Genomic DNA, 3,868 nt, shown 5'->3' with positions numbered 1-3,868 from the left:
GGGCGGAGCAGGACGGCACCGCACCCACCCGTCGCCCCTCGTGGGCCAGGGGCGACGACGAGCGCCCCGAAGGCGGTCAGCGGGACCCGCGCCGCCCCGCCGGGCACGACACCGACGAGGAGGCGGACGGCCCGGAGCCGGACGCCGGGCGGCAGCGCCAGGGAGAGCGCGACGAGCCCCCCGCCCGGCGGAAGGACACGGCGGCCGGCCGGGCGGCCACGCCGCACGCCGCCCCCGCGCCGGCGCGTCCGCACGACCCCGAGCGCACCAGCGAGTTCGTCGCGCTCAAGGACCCCGACGCCGCCCGGCCGAAGCCGAAGCCCGCCCCCACGGCCCAGCCGTCGCCGCCGGTCGTGGAGCCCACCCGGGAGACCCCCCTCCCGGCCCTCGACCTGCTCGCCGAGCTCACCAACACCCCTCCCCCGCCGGAGACCCCGACCCGTACCCTCACGCGCCGCGTCAAGGTGTGGACCCCGATCGTCCTGCTGCTCGGCGCCGCCGTCGCGGGCGGCCAGATGCTGCGCCCGCTCCCGGCCCCGCAGCTCGTCGCCGCCCAGGACTCCGTCACCCTGGACGGCACGACGTCCCTCCCCTGGCCGGCCACGGGGCAGGGAGCCGTCCGCATCTCCGGCTCCGGCGACATCGCCACGTTCGGCGAGCAGAAGCCGGTGCCGACGGCCAGCGTGGCCAAGGTGATGACGGCGTACGTCATCCTCAAGAACCACCCGCTGCGCAAGAACGAGCGGGGTCCCGAGATCGAGATCGATGCCAAGGCGGTGGCCGAAGGCAAGTTCGATCACGAGTCGAAGGTGGAAGCGCTCACCGCCGGGACGAAGTTCAGCCAGCAGGACATGCTCAAGATGATGATGGTCCCCTCCGGCAACAACGTCGCCCGCCTGCTCGCCCGTTGGGACACCGGCAACGACGAGGCGGCCTTCGTCGCGAAGATGAACGCGGCGGCGAAGGAGCTCGGGATGGGGAACACCACCTACACGGATCCGAGCGGCCTGGAGGCCTCCACCGTCAGTACGGCCGTCGACCAGCTCAAGCTCGCCGAAGCGGTGATGAAGGAGGAGGCGTTCCGCGCGGTCGTGGCGCTGCCCAGCGCCCCCATCGAGGGGCTGCCCGATCCGCTCATCAACAACAACACCCTGCTGAGCAACCGCGGCCTGAGCGTCACCGGCATCAAGACGGGGTCCAGCACCCCGGCCGGCGGCACCCTGATGTGGGCCGCGTACAAGTCGGTGGGCGACGAGACCCCGCTGATCCTCGGCACGCTGATGGACCAGCACGCGCCGCCTCCGGACCCCGATGCCGTCAACAGCCTCAAGCTGGTGCTGGCGAACAGCGGCAAGGTCATCGAGGCCGTCCGGAAGGCCATCGCCTCCACCCCCGTGATCCACCAGGGGCAGACGGTCGGCCACGTCTCCGACGGGCTCGGCGGGCGGACCCCGCTGGTCGCGACGAAGGACCTCTCGGTGATCGGCGTGCCGGGCCAGCAGCTGCGGCTCACGCTCGGCACGGCGGGCGGCAAGTCGGTGCCGCACGAGGCGAAGGAGGGCACCGAGGTGGGTGTGCTGACCGTGGGCGAGGGTCCGGGCGCGAAGACCGTCCCGGTCGTGGTGGGCAAGCGGCTCGCGGAGCCCTCGTTCGGCACCCGGGTGACGCGGCTCTCCTGACGAAGGGAACGATGGACATGGCAGAGGATTCACGCACCTACGAGCTGTGGCTGCTGAGGGTCATGGACAAGCGCGCGCCGGCGCCGTTGATGGATGCCGCACTGGCCCGGCTGGGCGCCACGCACGAGGAGATGGAGCGGGCGGACGCCCGGTACCACGAGCTGACGGGGACGTTCAAGGGCCGGTTGGCCGCCGAACTGGAGCTGCTGAGCGGGGCACGGATCGAAGGGAGCCGGACGAAGCGCGGGGATCTGGTGGTCGACCGGCACCGGTTCGCCTCCTGGCCGGACTTCGAGTACGAGTTCGAGTACGACCCTGATGGTGACGGGTGGTACATGGAACGGTCCGAGTTCGTGCGGGCCCCCGGATCGACGACCCCGCAGGGGCCGCCGGTGCCATGGGCCTGGCTGAAGGAGGAGACGCTCCCGCAGTACGAAGTCCTGCGGGAGATCGACCACTGGGGCCTCTACCACTCCTTCGCCGTCCGCGACGCCGCGGGAGAGTACCTGTTCGTCAGCTTCATCGCCGACCTGCTCCAGGAGGTCGCCCTGCTGGAGGTACTGGACGGCGAGCCCGTCGAGCGCGACGGCGGGTCGTGACGCCGCCTACGGGGTCGCGATGACCAGCAGGGTCCGCGCCGGGGCGGTGCGCCCCGCCAGGCCGCAGCGGTGGGGGACGTCGCCGCGGTGGTGGGCACTCTGGCCCGCGCGGAGGGTCAGGGGGGCCTCGCCGCGGACCTCCAGGGCGATCTCGCCCTCCAGGACGTAGAGGAAGTCCTCGCCCGGGTGCTCGAACCAGCCCCGCTCGCCCTGTCCGGGCTCGAAGTGGTGCTCGTACGCCTCCATCAGGCCACTGCTGCCGCCCGGGATGAGGACCCGGGCCACCTGGCCGGCGGCCTCGGAGACGCGGATGACCTGGGGGTCGCTCTGATGACTGATCACGCCCGGGCGCTCCGGGGGCCGCAGGAAGGTGCCGGGGGCGACCTCCAGGGCCTCGGCGATGCGGTAGATCGAGCTGAGGCTCGGGGTGGCCAGGCCGCGTTCCAGCTGGCTGAGGAAGGGCTGCGAGAGCCCTGAGCGGGTGGCCAGCACGGCCATGGAGACGCGGCGTGCCGTGCGGCAGTCGCGGATCGCCTGGCCGACCTCGATCGCTTCGGGCGTGGGTTCGGTTCGGGGTCGGGACACGCTGGTGAACGTACCCCATCGGTTTCGGGGCCCCGGGTGGCGGCCGGAGGTTTCGTACTCCTGCAACAGCCCGTTCATAAGCGTGGTCAATTATTGACCTCACTTATGGACGACCTGTCGAGGAGTACGACCGTGCACGCCACCCCCTCCCCCGCCGGCCGGGCCGGCCCCGCCCTGGCCGCGGCCTGCGCCGTGCTCGCGCTCTGGTCGCTGGCCGCCTGGTCCGGTGCGGTGGCTCCGGGGCTGCTGCCCGGCCCGGCCGCCACCGCGGCGGCGCTGGCCGACGGCGTCCGCAGCGGGGTCCTCTTCTCCGACCTCGGCGCGAGCCTCGCCCGCGCCGGACAGGGCTTCGCGCTGGGCGCGGTGGCCGGCGGTGCGCTCGGGTTCGCCACCGGGTACCTGCCGAGGCTGTCGGCGGCCGTCACCCCGGTGGTCTCCTTCCTGCGCCCGATCCCCGCCATCGCCCTCGTGCCCCTGGCCACGGCCTGGTTCGGGATCGGCGAGAGCGCCAAACGGCTGCTGATCGCGTACGCCGTCGCCCTCGCGGTCTGGCTCTACGTCCACGACGGGGTCTCCCGCGTGCCGGTCTCGCACCTGCGGGCCGCCCGCACGCTCGGGGCGCCGCTGCACCGCCGGTTCACCGAGGTGCTGCTGCCCGCCGCGGCCCCGGCGCTGCTGGCCGCGCTGCGCTACGGGGCCTCGGTGGCCCTGCTGGCCCTGGTCGCCGCCGAACTGGGCGGCGCCGACAGCGGGCTGGCCTACCGGCTCCAGGTGGACGGCCAGTTCCTGCGGGTGGACCGGATGTTCGCGGGGCTGATCGTCCTCGGGCTGCTCGGCGTGGCGGCCGACCTCGTACTGGCCGCCGTCGGGCGCCGCTTCGTGCACTGGAGCGCGTCATGAGCCTCGAAGTGCGCCTGGAGGGGCTGTCGGTGGGGTACGGGTCCGCCGCGCCGGTACTGGAGCCGACGGACCTGGTGTTCCCGGCGGGCTCGTTCACCGCGCTGC

Annotated in this window: 4 protein-coding genes; 3 read left to right on the top strand and 1 reads right to left on the bottom strand. The window is 73.3% G+C overall.

Translation table 11 applies throughout. The features are described from left to right. Together ACFVXK_RS35355 and ACFVXK_RS35350 are read left to right on the top strand one after the other, a co-directional pair. Positions 1 to 1,679: D-alanyl-D-alanine carboxypeptidase family protein (locus tag ACFVXK_RS35355; protein ID WP_389620411.1), on the top strand; the 1,679-nt coding region annotated here is incomplete at its 5' end. Positions 1,680 to 1,696: 17 nt separating this feature from the next. Then, complete coding sequence (locus tag ACFVXK_RS35350; protein ID WP_389620408.1) at positions 1,697 to 2,278, top strand: hypothetical protein; 582 nt, start codon at positions 1,697 to 1,699, stop codon at positions 2,276 to 2,278. A gap of 6 nt (positions 2,279 to 2,284) precedes the next feature. Here ACFVXK_RS35350 and ACFVXK_RS35345 read toward each other — a convergent pair whose 3' ends face one another. Beyond that, on the bottom strand, positions 2,285 to 2,863 hold the full coding sequence (locus ACFVXK_RS35345) for a helix-turn-helix domain-containing protein (RefSeq protein WP_389620405.1): 579 nt from the start codon (positions 2,861 to 2,863) through the stop codon (positions 2,285 to 2,287). A 132-nt stretch (positions 2,864 to 2,995) separates the two neighbouring features. On the opposite strand from ACFVXK_RS35345, the gene ACFVXK_RS35340 reads away from it, so the two are divergent. Further along, positions 2,996 to 3,763 (top strand): ABC transporter permease subunit, encoded by a 768-nt coding sequence (locus ACFVXK_RS35340; RefSeq protein WP_358892092.1) that lies wholly within the window; start codon positions 2,996 to 2,998, stop codon positions 3,761 to 3,763. Positions 3,764 to 3,868: the final 105 nt, after the last annotated feature.

Origin of the sequence: Streptomyces sp. NPDC058157 (assembly GCF_042884105.1) — a bacterium.
GTDB lineage: Bacteria > Actinomycetota > Actinomycetes > Streptomycetales > Streptomycetaceae > Streptomyces.
The sequence above is the reverse complement of the archived record's forward strand: the minus strand, read 5'-3'. Positions and strand labels throughout refer to the sequence as shown.